The following is a 16,874-nucleotide window of genomic DNA, read 5'->3' on the forward strand; positions in this document are numbered from 1 at the left end:
GAGCGACCTATACACAATTTAACTGAAATCTCTTGTTGTGTTAGGTGCTCAAGAGTGTACAGACGGTACACTTCCTTGGTAAGTTCGACATCTTTCAGTGTTGCTTCTAATGATTCTTTCATGTAATTGAAACTTTAGGAGTCAACCATATTTACAAAAAGACATGTTTTGTATGCTGTTTCGCTTGTTTTGTATGATGTTTGCCGGTTTTTTATGATACTTCTCCCTGTTTTATGATACTTCGATGAGACTTCTCTGGCTATTTTTAGAAAAGTATCATTCTTATAAACACTTATATATCAGATATATAAACTAAAAATTTCCTGAAAAATGAGACTTTGAGACTTTTTTCGAGAAAAACACTTATGTGTGCGCGCGTGAGAGCGACGGTAAATCTAAAAAGTACTCATTCTCAGTTACAAAAAATGGGGTGGGGCGTCTTTATTGTATGGATAAAAACGATAAACTGGTAAACTGTTTAAAAAATAAATAATATGATGAACAAACGGAAAATCATGATCATGATGGCTGGGATGGTTTTGCCAATCCTTGCACCTCAGGCTTCAGCTGCTGCAGAGCACCATGACTGGGAAGACCAGCATGTGCTTTCCATCAACCGGGAACCGGCACGGGCTGCATTCATGCCTTATCAGGCAAAGAAGGGAGATAGCCAGATGTCGCTCAACGGAGAATGGAAGTTCAGATGGACGAAGACGCCGGAGGAAAGAATCGTGGATTTCTATCGTACTGACTATAGCTGCAAGGACTGGAAAACGCTCGCAGTACCAGCCAACTGGGAGGTAAATGGCTATGGCACACCTATCTATATATCTGCAGGTTATCCCTTTAAAATCAATCCTCCTTATGTGATGACTACACCCAAGAAGAACTGGACCACCTACGAGGAACGCAATCCTACCGGACAGTATAAACGTAGCTTCCAGCTGAAGGCAAACTCGCTGCTGTTCCGGCAGGACCGTCAGACCTTCCTGCGCTTCGAGGGCGTGATGAGCGCCTTCTATGTATGGGTAAATGGCGAGAAGGTGGGATATTCGCAGGGGTCGATGGAGCCGAGCGAATTTAACGTGACTCCTTATCTGAAGGCAGGCAAAAACGAGATAGCCGTAGAGGTTTACAAGTATAGCGACGGCAGTTATCTGGAAGATCAGGACTTCTGGCGCTTCGGTGGCATCCACCGTGATGTTTGGCTCTATTCCACTCCGAATGTCCGCATCCGTGATTTCGCCGTCCGCACCCTGCCGCAGCTCTCTTCCGCTACATCCTCTCCTTGTGATTTCACCCTGCAGATTAATCCGCAACTGGCGGTGGCAGCAGGCGAGAAGGGAGAAGGTTACCGGCTGATGGCGTGGCTGGAGGATGCAGAAGGTAAAGGCGTGATGCTGAAACTGCCGGGAGCTGACAGACCGGAGGCTTCTCTGCAGGCTTCTGCCGATGATATTCTCGACCTGAATCATAAGGCAGCCCTGATGAACGAATGGTATCCGCAGCGAGGTGGAAGAAAATTTGAACGCATGGAGGGTGTGGTGGAGAAACCGCATGCCTGGACTGCTGAGACACCTTATTTATATACCCTGAAACTGGCACTTCTCGACAAGCAGGGAAGTGTGGTGGAACAGGTACAGCAGCGCATCGGATTCAGATGGGTTTCAGTAGAAAACGGACAGTTGATGGTGAACGGAAAACCTATCAAACTGCGTGGCGTGAACCGGCATGAGCATGATCCGAAGTTGGCACGAGTGATGACCGAGGAGATGATGCAGCGCGATATCCGGCTGATGAAGCAGGCGAACGTGAATGCCGTCAGAACCAGTCATTATCCGAATGTTTCCCGCTGGTATGAACTGTGCGATAGTGCCGGCATCTATGTGATGGACGAGGCAGATTGCGAGACCCACGGACTCCGTGGTACACTCACCTCTACTCCCGACTGGAATGCCGCCTTTCTGGACAGAGCCGTGAGAATGGCAGAGAGAGACAAGAACCATCCGAGCATCATCTTCTGGAGCTTGGGCAACGAGAGCGGTTTCGGTGCCAATCATGCAGCTATGGCAGGCTGGCTTCATACCTTCGACCCAACGAGACTGGTGCATTATGAAGGTGCTCAGACGCCTTATCAGCCAGCGAAGGGCCTGAGCGAGAAGAATTTTGATGAGACCGACCCAGCCTGTGTGGATGTCATGAGCCGTTTCTATCCCCGTGTGAAGGCAGAGTATCTGAATCCGGGTGTTCCCGAAGGTTCTGACAAGGAGAGAGCGGAGAATGCCCGATGGGAGCATCTGTTGGATATTGCGATGAGAAAGAACGATAATCGTCCTGTGCTTACCAGCGAATATGCCCATTGTATGGGTAATGCGCTGGGTAATTTCAAGGAATATTGGGAGGAGATATACAGTCATCCCCGTATGGCTGGCGGCTTTATCTGGGACTGGGTAGACCAGGGCATCTATGCTCCGGGAACCAACCATGTGCTCTATGGCGGTGATTTCGGTGATAAGCCTAATCTCAAAGCCTTCTGTCTGAATGGTGTGGTCTTCTCCGACCGCTCGGTATCGGCTAAGTATCAGGAGGTAAAGCATGTTTATGCACCGGTGTGGATAACTCAGAAAGGGGATGAAATCTGGGTGAAGAATCATCATTCCCATCTCTCGCTGGAGGACTTCAGCTGCCAGTATCAGGTGACGAAAAATGGTGCTCTCGTTCAGGAGGGAAAACTGAAAATGCCATCAGTACAGCCGGGTGATAGTGCAAGGTTATGCAGCTTGCACGATTTTAAAACGTATAAAACTACGGATTCCCGATTGAATCTCTCAGTCATTTCCCAACAGGGTGTAGAGGTAGGAAGGGAGCAGATAGCCCTCAGCGATGACTTGTATGAAGCTGGCAGGAAACTGGCTGCGGATGCCATGAAGCGATACAAGTCTTCCCGCCGTTTGGCAACTCTGTCAACTGCCGAGTTGCTGGCACGCAATTTCTCCGTGATTCCTCAGTTCTTCCGTGCGCCAACCGACAACGACAAGAGTTTCGGCAACTGGATAGCGAAGGATTGGAAGAAGACTCATCTCGACAGCACACTTTCCGCTATCCCGTTGAAGGATGGGGAGTATGTATATCATTATGGTGAGGATGGAGCATCAGATAAGGCTGGTTCTTCGGCATCGGCTAAGTCTGGCGGCAATATCCGTCTCCGTTTAGAGGTATCTCCTCAGCAGGACGGCTTTGTCGACGTGAAGGCTACCTATAGTTTTGAGGGCAATCTGCCTGAACTTCCTCGTCTGGGTCTGATGCTGGAGCTGCCAAGAGTGGCTTACGACCAGGTGAAATGGTATGGCAGGGGACCTTGGGAGAATTATCCAGACCGCAAGCAGTCTTGTCCGATAGGATGGTATGAGAGCAGCGTGGAGAATCAGTTTACCCACTATCCCCGTCCGCAGGACAACGGCAACCACGAGGACTGCTCGTATATCGAACTGACCAATAAAAATGGCAAGAATGCCCTGCAGGTTATCGCTGCCGGCGATACACCTTTGAGTTTCTCTGCCTTGCCATACAGCGTGGCAGACCTCTATGCCGCCCGTCACGATTTCGAATTGAAGCAGTCTGGTAATCCTAACCTGCGCTACACCTGTCTCAGTCTCGACTGTGCCGTTCTGGGTCTGGGTAACAGCAGTTGCGGACCAGGTGTGTTGAAGAAATATGCCATCGACAAAACCAAGACTTATACCCTGCATTTCAAGATGAGAATACTGTGAGGCATCAGGTATAGGGATGCCGTTTTGAGGCAAATTAATAACTTGTCGGAAAAGGTGTGTAAAAGCCCTTTTCCGACAATTTTTACTCTATAATCTGCGAAAGTTGATGTTTTTTGATATATTTTCGCAGCTTATCTCGAATTATTTGTTTTGCATTATGCAATTTGCATAATTTAATTTGCATAATTCGAGAAATCTTATTATCTTTGCCGCCATAACTACTGATTTAATTAGGTAAAGAGTATGGAGAATCCTTTTATTATCACAGGCAAGATTAAGCCAGAGTACTTCTGCGACAGAGAGGTGGAGGCAGAAAGAATCATCCGAAAGGTAACCATTGAGCTATATAGATATAGTACAGTATGCTATGAGTAATAGTAGCATATTATTCTTATTTGTTTGGATTGCAAGTCTTCTGTTGGAGGAATACAAAAAATATTTGTTGTAAAACGTAAAAAATGAAGAATCGAAACCATATGAAGAAGATTGCTTTTATATTATGTTTTTTATGTACCATATTGTTTATGGTGTATATCTTGTTTGGCTTTTTCCGCTATGTGAATTTTCGTGTTGATTCTGCAGGAATGCAAAAGTTGAGCCTGGTGGGGGAAAATGATGCTAATATGTATTTGCTGACATTAAAATTGACACATTGTAATAAGCAGTTATATTTTGGATGCATGCCATACCCTGGTGGAATCTCTGATTCTGTTATTCAAATAAAGGGCTATGATGAAAAAGGCAAAACGTTAGATGAGAAAGTTTTGTGTTTTCCGAAGAGTCAAGATGATTCTATCAGAACTATTTGGTTGAATTATGAAAATAAAGAGGTTCCTTGTAATTACAGTTTGAATATAGATAAACTTCAAAAAGAATTAAATTCAATGACGCAAAACATACGAGGTGAATATTATAGCAAAGAAGAAGATGCTCATTATATGTATCGTTTGTTCTGTGTGCCAAAAGGACAACCTCTTCCGAAGAAGCTGATATTTCGCTTTGATAAATATTCTATAGAATGTGATGTGAATAATATCCCGAAGAGAGTGAAGGTGACACGAATTGACAAAATGGAACCTTAGGAGACTTCTAGTACAATTCTTGTAAAATAGAATACTGATTGTTCTGTCAAAAACAAGGAAAAGGGCATTTTACACTCCCTTTTCCGACAACTTTAGCTCTATAATCTGCGAAAGTTGATGATTTTTGATATATTTTCGCAGCTTATCGGCGTATTTTCGGAAAAATATCGTATCTTTGCACCATCACTTAAAGAATCATAATATGGCAGAGAAAATCATCGGAAGACATTCAGAGAAGGCTCTCCTGGAAAAATATTACAACTCTGGGAAAGCGGAGTTTATCGCTATGTATGGGCGACGCAGAATCGGCAAGACTTTCCTGATTCGACAATACTTCAGAAATCAGTTTTCTTTTGATATGACAGGAGTATTGGAGGGTAACAAGAACGAGCAGATGACTGCTTTCCACATGGCACTCAAGACTTATGGCTACAAAGGAAAGAAGAATAACACTTGGCTAGATGCATTCTTCGCCTTACGCCAACTCTTGGAGGAAAAACTCCAAGATGGCAAACGATGCGTCATATTCATCGATGAACTACCTTGTCTCGATACACCTAGGGCAGGTTTTGTTCATGCCTTGGGACATTTCTGGAACAGTTGGGCAAATTGGCAATCCCAAATCATGCTCATCGTTTGTGGTTCAGCTACGTCATGGATGGTTCGCAATATCATAGACGACCATGGGGGGCTGCACGACAGAGTAACCCATGAGATGCCTCTCCATCCTTTCACCTTAGCGGAAACGGAAGAATACTTCCAGGAAAATGGATTCAGATGGAAACGTTTGAGTCTGCTGCAAGTATATATGGCTGTAGGCGGTGTACCTTATTATATGAGCCTATTCCTGCCAGAAGAAAGCCCTGCCATCGGACTAGACCGTTTGTTCTTTAGCGAGAACGCAGAACTGCAAAAGGAATATCGCCGACTGTTCTACTCTCTCTTTCGCAATGCCCAACCTTATCAGGACATCATCTCTGTCTTGGCAAAGAAGTCGAGCGGCATGACAAGAGAAGAGATAAGCAAAGCCCTCAATGTTGACAACAACGGCAAACTGGGAGACATGCTTACCGACTTGATTTATTGCGATTTTATCCGCAAGTATAATGTAAGGGACAAAAAGATAAAAACGAACTCGGCACTCTACCAACTTGTAGATTTCTATACCATCTTTTACAACACATTTGCCTCAAAAAACAGCACCGAGGAACATTATTGGAGCAGAAATGCCACTTCTTCGGAAGTAAAAAGCTGGTATGGGCTAGCCTACGAGAGAGTCTGCCAAGCACATCTGCCACAAATAAAGCAAGCCCTCGGCATCGCCAGTGTCAAAACAGAGCATTACTCTTGGAAAAGCAAGACCCTGACAGATGGCGCACAAATAGACATCATCATCGACCGTGCCGACAATACCATCAATCTTTGTGAGGTAAAGTATTGTGACCACGAATACCAACTTGACAAGGACGAGTTCTTCAAGATAAATCACAGAGTAGAGGCTTTTGAAGAAGAAACCCAAACAAAGAGTACAATCTTACCTACCATGATTACGACATTCGGACTTGCCAAAGGTATGTATAGTGACCAGATTATCGTTAAGCTAACCATGGATGATTTGTTTGGAAAATAGCAAGACCCAAAAAGTCCAGATGAAATCATCTACTTATCTAGTTACAAAACCGAGGGTTATGAGTCTTTATTGGGGAATAACAAAATGAATATAAACAAATACGGAATAAACAATATGTATCTAAAACAAACGTTTTTAACGATAGCTTTGGGGGTGATGGCGATGACTGCTGCCGCACAGGCTAGTATTGATACACAGCGCCAGTACCTCTCGGGACATGGATGTGATGATATGGTGAACTGGGACTTCTACTGCACAGGTGGTAGAAATGCCGGCAAGTGGACGAAGATTGGGGTGCCTTCCTGCTGGGAACTCCAGGGATTCGGTACCTATCAGTATGGTATGCGATTCTACGGAAAGGCTACTCCAGAAGGTATTGCTGACGAAAAAGGAAAATATAAATATGAGTTTACGCTGCCACAGGAGTGGGAGGGCAAACAGATAGAACTCGTCTTCGAAGCCGTGATGACCGATGCCAAGGTAACCATCAACGGCAGAAAGGCGGGAAACGGTTTGCATCAGGGCGGTTTCTATCGCTTTACTTACGATGTGAGCGACCGCATCTTCTTCGGAAAACATAAGAACCGACTCGAAGTGGAGGTGAGCAAGGAGAGTAGCAACAGTCAGGTGAACATGGCGGAGCGCCGTGCTGACTACTGGAACTTCGGCGGCATCTTCCGTCCTGTATTCATCGTGGCGAAACCTGCGCAGAACATCGACCGTGTGGCGATTGATGCCAAGGGGAATGGTCATTTTATGGCAGACTGCTACCTGAACCGTGCCGTCAAGGGGGCGAAGGTGAAGACCGAGATTCTGGATGAGAAAGGAAAGGTGGTAGCATCGAACGTGGCTGATGCCAGAAACAGCGATGAGGCACATGTCGACTTCCAGGCGAAAGCCCCTAAGCAGTGGACTGCTGAGACTCCGCATCTCTATACTGCCGTCTTCACACTCCAGGATGCAGCAGGCAAGACGCTCCACAGAGAACGTCAGAAGTTCGGCTTCCGCACCATCGAATACCGTGCCAGCGATGGCGTTTATATTAATGGTCAGAAAGTCATCTTCAAAGGTGTGAACCGTCACAGCTTCCGTCCGGAGACCGGTAGAACGCTGAGCAAGGCGAAGAATATAGAAGATGTGAAACTCATCAAGAGCATGAACATGAATGCCGTGAGATTGAGTCATTATCCTGCCGATCCTGAGTTTCTGGAGGCATGCGATTCGCTCGGTCTCTATGTGGAATGTGAGTTGAGTGGCTGGCATTGGGCGCATCCTACCATCGTGGGCAAGCAGCTGGTGAAGGAGATGATTACCCGTGATGAGAACCATCCTAGCATCATCTTCTGGAGTAACGGTAACGAGGGTGGTTTCAATTATGAACTGGAACCAGATTTCGCTCTCTGGGACAAGCAGAAGCGCGTGGTACTCTATCCTTGGGCTAACCGCAACGGCTTTGAAACCAAGCATTACCGCTCTTATGGCGAGACTCAGGAGTATATGCGACAGAAAGAAATCTTCATGCCTACCGAGTTCCTGCATGGTCTGTATGACGGCGGACACGGAGCAGGACTGAAGGATTACTGGGACATGATGATGGCGAACCCTCGCTGTGCCGGCGGATTCCTCTGGGATCTGATGGACCAGGGCGTGGTGCGTACCGACAAGAACAATTATGTAGACTGTATGGGTAACTTCGGAGCCGATGGTATCGTGGGTCCTCATGCCGAGAAGGAAGGCTCTTACTATACGATTAAAGAGGTATGGTGCCCGGTACAGTTGACTTGGAATGATATGGAGAAAGGTGAACTCACCTTATCTAATCAGTATAACTTCGTGAATCTGAAGGATTGCCGCTTCTCTTATCGTCTGTTGCAGATGCCAGCGATGGGCAGCACTCAGGTCAAGGTATTGAAGCAGGGCAATATCTCTTCTCCGGATGTAGCTCCGAGCAAGGAAGCCCAGGTGAAGATACCGATGATGGCGAATGCTGATGCGGTAGAAATCAAGGCTGTGAACCATGAAGGTGAGGAAATCATGACATGGAGCAGGGGAGTGAAGAGTGAAGAACGAAGAGTGAAAAATTCAAGTGCTCCAAGTATTTCAAGTGCTTCAGCTGCTGCTTATGCTGACCAGGCTGATGCTGTAGAAGTGAAGGCGGGTGGAAGAACTTATCGCTTTGCCAAGAAAGATGGCAGACTGATGGGTGTTGAGGTTGGCAGCAAGGCAATCTCGCTGAGCAATGGACCTCGGTTCATGGCTGCCAGAAGAAGCGACCGCAGTCTGGACCAGTTCTATAATCACGACGATAAAGAGGCTGAGAAGAAAAAGACACTCTATACCGAGTTTGTTGACCAGGGCGCTTTTGCCGGTTTCGAATGGAAGAAAGCGGAGGCAAAGCTGGTGGCTAAATACCAGCATGGATCACTCGGTGAGGTAGACTGGCAGTTCCTTTCTGACGGTTCGGTGGCTGTAACCTGTCATTACAATTTCGGTGGTGTGGTAGATATGATGGGCATGGCTTTCGACTATCCGGAAAGCAAGGTCCGCAGCAAGGCTTGGGTGGGCAATGGTCCTTACCGAGTTTGGCAAAATCGCGAACAGGGTCCGCAATACGGCTATTGGCAGAACGACTATAATGACCCGATTCCAGCCGAAAGCTGGGATTATCCAGAGTTTAAAGGCTACTTTGCCAACGTGAAGTGGATGCAGTTCAAGACTGATGAAGGAAAGATCGGCTTCTCTGGTCTGACTGCCGATGAGCACATGGGTGTTTATACCCCTCGTGATGGTCGTGATGGTCTGCTCTATACCTTGCCACAAACCGGTCTGGCAGTCTTCAAGGTGATACCTTCAGTAAGAAATAAGGTAAATACCACCGACCTCAACGGACCTTCAGCCCAGCCAAAATGGCTGAACGGTAAGGGTAAGGCTGTGTTTACTTTGAACTTTGAGCTTTGAACTGTTAACTTTAAGCTGTTAACTTTTAACTGTTATGAACTGTTATGAATAAGAAAAAACGATATACGGTGATGGCATTGTCGGCGCTTCTGGTAGCGTCGACAATGGCTCATAATGACGAGGCTAAGCCCTGGACCTTCTGGTACTGGATGTATGGCGCCGTTTCCAAGGCAGGTATTCATGCCGATCTGGTCGGTATGAAGAATGTTGGTTTGGGCGGTACCTATCTGATGCCAATCCGTGGTGTCAGCGAACGTCCGGAGTATCAGGGCGAGGCGGCACAGTTGTCACCTAAGTTCTGGGAGATGGTGGATTACTCTTTCCAGCAAGCCGACTCCCTGGGTCTTGACATGGGCATTCATATCTGCGACGGTTTCGCCCTGGCAGGCAATCCGTCTATCCTTCCTGCCGAATCGATGCAGAAGGTGGTATGGACCGATACCATTGTGGGGGGCGGTAAGAAGATAGAAGGCATGCAGATGTGGCAACCCGAAAGTTATAAGGACGGGAAGTTGCAGCCTGCCGGAAGCGAGGGTGGATATTATCAGGATATCGCTGCCTTTGCCATCCGATGCAAGGAGAAACCCCAACTCTTCAAACCGGAGAAGATAGAATATACCGAGGCTGTTTCTACCGCCAAGGGCTATTATCTGGCAGCGAAACCAGCCTCTATCACCTATTCGTTTCATAAACCCGTCACGGTGCGCAGCATGCGGGTGGTGCCTAACGGCAACAACATCCAGTCGCAGCGCCTCCTGGTGCAGGCTTCTGATGACGGTATCAACTTCAGAGATATCAAGCAGTTGGTGCCTCCCCGTCAGGGTTGGCAGAACACGATGTGTGATTATACCTTCAGTTTGCCGACTACCACCGCCCGCTATTTCCGATTCTCATGGACTCCGGAAGGTACAGAGCCGGGAGCAGAAGACCTGGATGCAGCCAAATGGAAACCGCTGCTGAAACTGGAGAATATCCTCTTGAGCAACCAGCCGATGATTAACCAGTATGAGGGAAAATCGGGTGCCGTATGGCGTATCGAAACCGATGCGGCAGCTAAGAGCGAGACCGTGGCGATGGCAGATGTACTGCCTTTGAAACTGGAAAATGGAATGGTGATGGGTGTCATGGTGAACGGCAACCTGATGAATAAGTTGCCTAAGGGCACCTGGCGCCTGTTGCGAATGGGACATACCTCAACAGGACAGACCAATGCGACAGCCGGAACCGGTAAGGGACTCGAAGTGGATAAGTTCTCACCGGCAGCCGTCAGGAAGCTTTTCAATTCCTGGTATGCATTGTTCCTGAACCGTCCGCACAGCGATGTGGTGAAGTATCTGCACATCGACTCCTGGGAGTGTGGCAGTCAGAACTGGGGCTATCAGTTTGCCGAGGAGTTCAAGGTACGCTGCGGTTACGACCTCATCCCATACCTCCCGATTATGGCAGGTGTTCCGATGGAGTCGGCTTCCAGATACGAACAGGTACTGAAGGATATCCGTCTCACCATCAATGACCTGATAAACGAGAAGTTCTTCAAGACCTTTACCGATCTGGCTCATGAACAGGATATAGAAGTATCTCACGAGAGTATTGCACCAACCTTCCCTGCCGATGGTCTGCAGCATTATCAGTATGCCGACAATCCAATGGGAGAATACTGGCTCAATTCGCCTACTCACGATAAACCCAACGACATGCTCGATGCCGTGAGCGGTGCACATATTTATAATAAGAACATCGTTCAGGCAGAGGGATTTACCGAGGTTCGTGGTGTATGGAATGAGACACCAGCCATGCTCAAGCCGATGCTTGACCGCAATCTGGCGCTTGGCATGAACAAACTCTTCTTCCATGTAACTGCCCATAATCCTTGGATGGACCGCAAGCCTGGTATGACGCTTGATGGCATCGGTCTCTTCTTCCAGCGCGACAATACCTGGTATCCTGAGGCACGTGGTTTTGTGGATTACATCACCCTGTGTCAGAATTATCTGCAGCAGGGCAGACCGGTGGTAGACATCGCCGTGTTTACAGGCGAAGAGATTCCGAGCCGTTCGCTAACTCCGGATAAACTCGTTCCGATGCTTCCGGGTGTGTTTGGTGCAGAACGGGTGGCTAGTGAACAGAAGCGTATGGCTAATGTGGGCATTCCGATGGAAGAATCGCCTGTGGGAGTAACTCATTCGGCGAATATTCTCGATCTGAAAGACTGGTGCAATGCCCTGCATGGCTACAAATATGATTCGATGAACAAGGATGCCTTGCTGAAATGGAATTTCGAATACAGTCCGAAGGGCAAGTTGCCTGGAAATCAGGATTACCGCATCCTGGTGGTTCCGCAGTCGGCAAATACCCTGTCTGCCGAGGTAAAGGCGAAGATAGAGGAGTTGCGCGAGGAAGGCATCATTATCATCGACAAGCCTTATCAGGCAAAGGACTTCTCTCAGTATGGCATCGAACCGGATGTCGTTCTGCCCGAGAATATGGATTATGCTCACCGCTGTGTGTTGGAGGCAACAGGCAGGAAGGACATCTATTTCCTGACCAACCAGGAAGATAAGGAACGCCAGATTACGGCAACCTTCCGTACCAGGACTTCCAAAATCCGCCAGGTTGTGAAATTGAGTCTGCCAGCTTATGGTTCCGCTTTCGTTATTCTCTCGAACAAGGAAGACATGCAGGTTATCAGTCAGACAGGTCATAAACTGGTTGAAGAAGAAGGTGCAGGTTTTACAGAAAACTATCCTTCTGTGCTGGCTGTAGCCGATAAGTGGAAGGTTCATTTCGATGATATCTGCAAAGATACCACCGTAACGCTTCCTTTCGACTGGTCGAAGTCGGCAGATGAGAAGATGAAGTACTACAGCGGTCACGTTACCTTTACCTCTTCTTTTGAATGGGGCGATTCTATTCCGGTTTCAGCAGAAGAGAAAATGGAAGTTCCAGCCGAGAAAACGAAGACGGCTCCTTCTAATGACGGATTCATCAAAATCCAGTTGGGCAAGATTGGTGATGTGGCACGTGTGCTGGTCAACGGCAAGCAATATGGTTATGCCTGGACAGCTCCTTACGAGGTGTATGTTCCGAAGCGCGACCTGAAGAATGGCAGCAACGAAATACAGATTGTTGTAGCCAATACCTGGCACAATGCGCTGCAGGGTGCTGGCGAGGGAAAGGCTCCGTTTAAGGGAATCTGGACCAATGCCAAATATCGCACCAAGAGCAAGGCGCTTCTGCCTGCCGGATTACTCTCCACGATTAACATCGTGTATTAGTTAATAGTTGATAGTTAATAGTTGATAGTTTATAATTAATAGTTGATAGCAAGACTGCTCATTTAACATTTAACACTTAACATTCAACACTCAACACTTAACGCTTAACATTGAATAAAATGAAGAAACTGTTATGTTCAGCTCTGCTGCTTGCCATGACTCTGGCAGCGCAGGCAGAAGTGAAACTGCCAAAAATCTTTGGCGACAATATGGTATTGCAACAGCAGACGGAATGCAACCTCTGGGGTACTGCTGATGCCAACAAGGTGGTAAAAGTGCGTGCTTCCTGGAACGGCAAGACCTATAAGACTCAAGCCGATGCCCAGGGAAAATGGGCGATGAAGATAGAAACGCCTCAGGCTGGCGGTCCTTATGAACTGAGTCTGAGCGATGGAAAGGAACTGAAACTTCACAATATCCTGATTGGTGAGGTCTGGATCTGTTCGGGTCAGAGTAACATGGAGATGCCGATGAAGGGATTCAAGGCACAGCCTGTTGCGGGCACTCCTGAAGAACTGATGCTGTGTAAAGACCAGCAGTTGCGCCTCTTTACGGTTCAGCGCAATGCCCAGTTGCATCCTGTTGATACGGTGGCTGGCGACTGGAAGGAAGCTGATGCTGCAAGCGTTCGTGAGTTTAGCGCTGCTGCTTATTATTATGGTAAGACGTTGCGCCAATCGCTGGGTGTACCAGTAGGTCTGATTGTTACTTCCTGGGGCGGTAGTGCCTGTGAGGCATGGATCAATGGCAATCTCATCAAGAGCGATTGGCTCAAGGCATTCCCTAAACTTCATACACCTTGGAATGAGGCTGATGTGAAGAAATATCAGCAGCGCTGTCCTTCGGCTCTCTATAATGGTATGCTCCATCCGCTCATCGGTTACACCATGAAGGGTGTTATCTGGTATCAGGGTGAGGATAACTGCAATCGCTATGCAACTTATGCCGACCAGATGCAGACCCTGGTAAACAGTTGGCGTAAGGAATGGAAGCAGGGGATTTTTCCGTTCTATTATTGTCAGATTGCACCCTACGATTATAGTCTGATAAAATGGAAAAACAACAGTGCCCTGCTTCGTGAAAAGCAGATGGAGGCAGAGAAGCGCATCAGCAACTGCCGTATGGCTGTATTGCTTGATGCCGGTCTGGAGTATGGCATCCATCCACGTAAGAAGAAGGAGGTGGGCGAGCGTCTGGCTCTGCTTTCTCTTGCCAATACTTATGGTCAGAAGGGATTGCCTGATTTCGCTGTCTACAAGAGTGTTGAGTTCAAGGGCGATACCGCTGTAGTCAGCTTCGACCGCAGCAAGGAGTGGGTTTACTTCAACAATGATCCTAAGAGCGACAACTTCGAGATTGCCGGCGAAGACCAGGTATTCCACAAGGCACAGGCTTGGATTTCACGCAACAAGGTTTATGTAAAGAGTGAGGAAGTGAAGAAGCCTGTGGCTGTGCGCTATGCGTTCAAAAACTGGGTTGTGGGCGATCTTTTCCACGATGGTCTGCCTGTCAGCTCTTTCCGTACTGATGATTGGGAAGTGAAGTAATAGTTTATAGTAAATAGTTTATAGATGAGATATTACATATTGATGGCTATGATGCTTTTGCTGGGCACAGGTTCGGCAAAGGCATCGGCTTACGATGATACATCGGTGGCGGGTTTGTTTCCTGTCAGCAACCAGGGACGCGAGGTGTGGAATTTCAATCCCAACTGGCGGTTCCATCTGGGTGATGTGCTGGGCGCAGAACGTGCCGACTATGATGATACAAGCTGGGGGGTAGTTTCTACCCCTCATAGTGTGAAACTGGAACCAGCTGAGGCTTCGGGTTGCCGCAACTATCAGGGTATAGCCTGGTATCGCAAAACCTTTATCGTGCCGGGCAATCGCTCTGAAATCTATTTCGAGGCGATAATGGGCAAGCAGAAGATTTATGTGAACGGCAAACTGGCTAAGGAGCACTTCGGAGGTTACCTGCCTGTTATCGTCAACCTGAAAGAGCAGGGACTGAAGAAGGGCGATAAGTGTGTGGTGGCTGTGATGGCTGACAACTCTAATGACAAGAGTTATCCTCCTGGCAAACCGCAGTATACACTCGACTTTGCTTATCATGGTGGTATCTATCGCGATGTATGGCTTATTAATAAGAAGGAGGTTTCTATCACCAACGTGATTGAAGCCGACCGCCGTGATGCCGGCATCTTCGTTCATTTCTCGGATATTTCAGAGAAGCAGGCGAAGGTGTTTGTTGATGTCGACTTGCAGAATGTGGGCGGAAAGGCACGCAAGGTGAAGGTGGAGCAGAGTCTGCTGGATGCTTCGGGCAAGGTGCTCAAAACCGTTTCGCAGAATGTGCTCCTGGCAGCAGGCGATGCACATCAGACCGTCAGACAGATGTTCTCTGTCAGGAATCCGCATCTCTGGTCGCCGGAGACACCTTATTTATATAGTGTGGTTACCCGCATCAAGGACGGTAAGCAGGTATTGGACGGCGGAAAAACCAAGTTGGGTATCCGCAGCTTCGAGTTCCGTGGCAAGGAAGGTTTCTGGCTCAACGGCAAGAAATACCGTCAGTTTATCGGTGCCAACCGTCATCAGGATTTTGCTTATGTGGGCAATGCCCTTCCCAACAGTCAGCAATGGAGAGATGTGCTCCGTCTGAAGAATGCAGGTTTCAACATCATCCGTACTGCCCACTATCCTCAGGATCCGTCGTTCATGGATGCCTGCGATGAACTCGGAATCTTCATCATCGTGGCTACACCGGGCTGGCAGTATTGGAACAAGGACCCTCAATTTGCTGAGCGTGTGTTCCAGAATACCCGTGAAATCATCCGTCGTGACCGCAACCATCCTTCGGTTCTGATGTGGGAGCCTATCCTGAATGAGACCCGCTATCCTAAGGATTTCGCCCTGAAGTCGCTGCAGTTGACCAAGGATGAGTATCCTTATCCATATCGTCCTGTGGCTGTTGCCGACTGGAATTCGGCAGGTGTCAAGGAGAATTATGATGTGGTTTACGGATGGCCGGATATGGATATGAGCGGCATCAGCCAGTGTGTCTTTACCCGAGAGTTTGGTGAGTATGTGGATGACTGGTATGCGCATAACAACCTGAACCGTGCCAGCCGCAGCTGGGGTGAGAAACCGATGCTGACCCAGGCTTATTCTCTGGCAAAGACTACCGAGGAGATGCACACACCGGGACAGTTTATCGGTGGTTGCCAATGGCATCCTTTCGATCATCAGCGTGGCTATCATCCAGATCCTTACTGGGGCGGTATCTATGATGCATTCCGACAGAAGAAGACTGCTTATTATATGTTTGAGTCACAGCGCAGCGACCAGCCATTTGTGCATATCGCTCACGAGATGACCCAGTTCAGCGATGCCGATGTGACGGTATTCTCTAATTGTGACAGCGTTCGTCTTACCACCTATCAGGGTGCCCATACCTATACTTTGCCAGTTCTTCATCCTATGGCAGCCGCCTTTAATGCCCCTGTGGTATTCAAGAATGCCTGGGATTTCTGGGAGGCTCGCGAATACAGTTATAAGAAGAAATCTCCTCAGATGGTAGTGATGGTAGCAGAGGGATACAAGGATGGCAAGGTGGTTTGTACCGACCAGCGCATGCCTTCCCGCCGCAGCACCAAACTCCGTCTTTATGTTGATGAGATGGGCAAACCGCTGGTGGCTGATGGCAGCGACTTTGTGGTTGTGGTAGCCGAAGTGACCGATGATAACGGTCATGTTCGCCGTCTGGCTAAAGAGAATATCCGCTTTACCCTGGAGGGTGAGGGCGAAATCATTGGCGATGCCAGCATCAATGCCAATCCGAGAGCCGTAGAATGGGGTAGTGCTCCTATCCTGGTGCGCAGCACGATGAAGCCGGGCAAGATTAAGATTCATGCCGAGGTTCAGTTCCCGGGTACTCATGCTCCTACTCCTGCCGACCTGGAGATAGAGAGCGTAGCTTATCAGGGAACCATGATGATGGGTACAAAGACTGCCAAGTCTGCCACTTCATCATCTGTTCAGAATACTTCTTCTGCCACTTCTTCTTCTCATGAGTTTACACCCGAGCAGAAGGCAAAGATGCTGAAAGAGGTAGAAGACCAGCAGGCTGATTTCGGTATCAATAATTAATAATGCGTAAC

Annotated in this window: 8 protein-coding genes; all 8 read left to right on the plus strand. The window is 47.9% G+C overall.

All coding sequences use genetic code 11. The features are described 5' to 3' along the window. Positions 1-494 precede the first annotated feature (494 nt). The 8 genes from KSW37_RS07920 (at position 495) to KSW37_RS07950 (ending at position 16,863) form a co-directional block, all read left to right on the plus strand. Positions 495-3,770, plus strand: coding sequence for a glycoside hydrolase family 2 TIM barrel-domain containing protein (locus KSW37_RS07920; protein WP_437183114.1), 3,276 nt, complete (start codon positions 495-497; stop codon positions 3,768-3,770). A 243-nt stretch (positions 3,771-4,013) separates the two neighbouring features. Further along, positions 4,014-4,145: a hypothetical protein gene (locus KSW37_RS16125; RefSeq protein ID WP_262897844.1), complete on the plus strand. Its 132-nt coding sequence runs from the start codon at positions 4,014-4,016 to the stop codon at positions 4,143-4,145. A 101-nt stretch (positions 4,146-4,246) separates the two neighbouring features. Beyond that, a complete protein-coding gene (locus tag KSW37_RS07925) occupies positions 4,247-4,852 on the plus strand; it encodes a hypothetical protein (protein WP_217313971.1) in 606 nt (201 codons plus the stop codon). A 202-nt stretch (positions 4,853-5,054) separates the two neighbouring features. Further along, positions 5,055-6,482, plus strand: coding sequence for an AAA family ATPase (locus tag KSW37_RS07930; RefSeq protein ID WP_217313972.1), 1,428 nt, complete (start codon positions 5,055-5,057; stop codon positions 6,480-6,482). Positions 6,483-6,596: 114 nt separating this feature from the next. Continuing rightward, positions 6,597-9,440 carry a glycoside hydrolase family 2 protein gene (locus KSW37_RS07935; RefSeq protein WP_217313973.1) on the plus strand — a complete coding sequence of 948 codons (2,844 nt, stop codon included), beginning with the start codon at positions 6,597-6,599 and terminating at the stop codon, positions 9,438-9,440. Positions 9,441-9,484: 44 nt separating this feature from the next. After that, positions 9,485-12,715: a glycosyl hydrolase gene (locus tag KSW37_RS07940; protein ID WP_254368586.1), complete on the plus strand. Its 3,231-nt coding sequence runs from the start codon at positions 9,485-9,487 to the stop codon at positions 12,713-12,715. Positions 12,716-12,834: 119 nt separating this feature from the next. Then, a complete protein-coding gene (locus tag KSW37_RS07945) occupies positions 12,835-14,262 on the plus strand; it encodes a sialate O-acetylesterase (RefSeq protein WP_217313974.1) in 1,428 nt (475 codons plus the stop codon). A 24-nt stretch (positions 14,263-14,286) separates the two neighbouring features. Next, a complete protein-coding gene (locus KSW37_RS07950; RefSeq protein WP_437183115.1) occupies positions 14,287-16,863 on the plus strand; it encodes a glycoside hydrolase family 2 TIM barrel-domain containing protein in 2,577 nt (858 codons plus the stop codon). The last annotated feature ends 11 nt before the right edge of the window (positions 16,864-16,874 follow it).

It is taken from the genome of Segatella copri, from assembly GCF_019127135.1.
In the GTDB taxonomy this organism is placed as follows: Bacteria; Bacteroidota; Bacteroidia; order Bacteroidales; family Bacteroidaceae; genus Prevotella.